2 protein-coding genes are annotated in these 2,675 nt (G+C 67.2%); one reads left to right on the top strand and one right to left on the bottom strand.

Annotated elements, in window-relative coordinates; translation table 11 throughout:
- Positions 1 to 388: 388 nt before the first annotated feature.
- Positions 389 to 1,501 (top strand): helix-turn-helix transcriptional regulator, encoded by a 1,113-nt coding sequence (locus tag JCM9942_RS13685; RefSeq protein ID WP_054660364.1) that lies wholly within the window; start codon positions 389 to 391, stop codon positions 1,499 to 1,501.
- A gap of 14 nt (positions 1,502 to 1,515) precedes the next feature.
- Here JCM9942_RS13685 and bla read toward each other — a convergent pair whose 3' ends face one another.
- Entirely contained in the window at positions 1,516 to 2,553 is a 1,038-nt protein-coding gene (gene bla / locus JCM9942_RS13680) for a class A beta-lactamase (RefSeq protein ID WP_054660362.1), read from the bottom strand.
- Between the last annotated feature and the right edge of the window lie 122 nt (positions 2,554 to 2,675).

Below are 2,675 nucleotides of genomic sequence, written 5' to 3'. Positions count from 1 at the left end.
CCCGATGCAGCTTTCCGCCGCCCAGTCGCGCAGGCCGAAGGCGGTCTTGGCCTTGAGCGGATTGGTTTCCTCGCCCAGGAACAGCAGATAGGGCGTGTGCAGTTCCACCCGCGCAAACGTCTGGCTCATGGCATCACCACCGTGTCTCCAACCCGTGATCGTAAACGCGCTCCCGCATACCCCATGGCCTCTACCCTCCTGTTCGAACGGTCTGCAACAGCGGCCATTCGACCACAGCGCAGGTGGCCGGTAATCGGGAAAAACCCGGATATTCGGCCACTTCAGCCTGCCCGTCCTGCACTTGTCACATTCCGGGGCCACTGCTAAACAGGTCCGGGCAGCATTCCGCCACGTCGCAGGCGGACGCGCCCTTCCTGCAGGAGACACCATGTTGATTGTCGATGTGCGCTGTTCCTCGTCCCAGCCGGATCCGCTGGCGGCGGGCCGCGCGGCACTGGTCAGGGCGCTGGACATGTGCGCGCTGTGGCAGGCCTGCGCGGCACTGATCAACACGGCGCTGCCCTGCCACTCCTGCAGCCTGCTGTCCGATATCGACGGCTACCAGCCGCAGGAAGGCCGACATCACCTGAACAGTGCCGCCGACGATGGCACCCGCCTGGTCAACAGTCTGGAAGTGGCCGCGCCGTATCTGGATGCCAATCCGCTGATCCGCAGCTATACGTTCTCGCAGATCGCCTCGCAGGACGTCGATGCGCCGGAGCGGCTGCGCGCACAGAACCCCACGCCCGGCTGGCGCGACTTCATCCACCTGGCGTTCTGGGACGGCACCCGTCTGGAAGCGGTGCTGAGCATCCGCCTGCACATTGCCCCCGAGGATCTGGGCGGGGCGGAGCTGGGCTTTCTTGCCGAGCTGTATCCGCTGCTCGAGGCTGGCCTGCAGCGTATCCGCGCCCTGGAATCGGAGCGCCTGCACCACCGCGCCGTCGCCGATCTGCTGCACCAACTGCCGCTGGCCGCGGTGCTGGTCAATGAAAATCTGCTGCCTGCGTTCCTGTCACGCGAGGCCAGCCGCCTGTGCCGGCGCTGGAGCGCCGACTCCGATCGCGATGGACATCTGCCACGGGCGATCGAGGCGCCGCTGCGCCGCTGGATGCAGGACCTGCCAGCCACCGCCGCGCCACCCGGCAACCGCGCCAGCTTGACCCTGGAGCACCCCGTGCTCAGCGGTGAACGCCTGCATCTGCAACTAAGCTCCGCGCCCGGCAACTCCCGCGGCCACGCCCAGCACCTGCTCATTCTCACCGCGCAGAGCGCGGCGCCGGAGCTGGAAGCGCCACCGGCGTCCAGCGCACTGCCGGTGCTGGAGCGTCTTTCGCCCAGCGAGCGGAAAGTGGCGCTGCTGGTGGCCACCGGACTGCGCAACGACGCCATTGCCGACCAGCTGTGCCGCTCGCGCAAGACCATCGAGTGCCAGATCAGTTCGATCTTCCGCAAGCTCGATATCGACAACCGCACGCAGCTGGCGCGGCTGCTCAACTGAGCCGGCGGGCGGCGTCAGTCGGCGGCGGTGAACAGGAAGTAGTCGTGCGCGGCGCGCGCGATCTGCGCGATCTGCCGGTCCCGGGCGTGGTCGCCCAGTCCCGATTTCAGGAACACCGCCACCACCACCTCGCCCTTGCCACCGGGCAGCGTGACCACGCCCACATCGTTGATCACATCACCGACCGTGCCGGTCTTGTGCGCCACCGGCGTGGCCTCGGGCAGCATGCCCTTGAGCCGTCCCGGACCGGTGCGGCAATCCAGCAGGATCTGCTTGAGCACCGCGGTGGTGGCCGGCTTGAGTGCCCCGCCGTTCCATATCTTGCGCAGCAGCATCGCCATGTCCGCCGGCGTACCGGTATCGCGCGGATCGCCGTTGTACAGCGCACGGTAGCGGCGTTTTTCCGCGTCGCTGCGCTCCTGCGCATCCAGCCGGGCGTAGTCGGACGGACTGATCGGCTTGGCGGCGGATACCTCCAGCGCGCCCATGTAGTGCGAGAGCATCTCCCAGATGTAGCGGTCCACACGGATACCCTGCACGCCCAGCGCGCGCATGCGCGCATCCACCGCCGCCGGGCCGCCGCCCAGACGGATCAGGATGTCGGTGGCGTTGTTGTCGCTGACGGTGAGCATCATGTGCAGCAGATCGCGGACGGTGATGGCCGAGCCCGGGGACAGATGGATGTCCATCGGACCGCCCATCGACGGATAGATATCGCCCTGCTCCAGCAGCACCTGCTGCTGCAGCCCCAGCCTGCCCTCATCCACCAGCGCCAGGATATGCACGGCCACCGGCACCTTGACCGTGCTGGCCATCGGAAAGCCGCTGTCGCCATTGACCTGCGCACTGCGCCCGCTGCGCAGATCAAGCACATAGGCGCCAACCGAGCCGTCGAATCCCGCCACCAGGCGGTCGAGTTCCTGCTGCAGGCCGGCCGCGGCAGGGGCCGCCGCAATGGCGATCGAACTGGACAGTGACAGCACCAACCCCAGCAACAGTGCCGGGTACCAGCGCCAACCACGACGTACTACGGAACCTTGCAACTTGCGCATTCTCACTCTCTCTCAGACGGCAAATACCACAGCACCGGTATGGCCGCTGCTACGGAGTGTCACCGGGGTTGGCTCACCAACCGCGCGGACGCGGCGGTTAGGGCGAAACAGGGGCAGCCGGG

It is taken from the genome of Stenotrophomonas pictorum JCM 9942 (assembly GCF_001310775.1).
Lineage (GTDB): Bacteria > Pseudomonadota > Gammaproteobacteria > Xanthomonadales > Xanthomonadaceae > Stenotrophomonas > Stenotrophomonas pictorum.
Note: the sequence above shows the minus strand (reverse complement) of the source record. Positions and strands in the feature narration are given on the sequence as shown.

Coding starts and splice junctions, on each gene's coding strand:
- JCM9942_RS13685 (WP_054660364.1), top strand. CDS start 389: ATGTTGATTGTCGATGTGCGCTGTTCCTCGTCCCAGCCGGATCCGCTG.
- bla (WP_054660362.1), bottom strand. CDS start 2,553: ATGCGCAAGTTGCAAGGTTCCGTAGTACGTCGTGGTTGGCGCTGGTAC.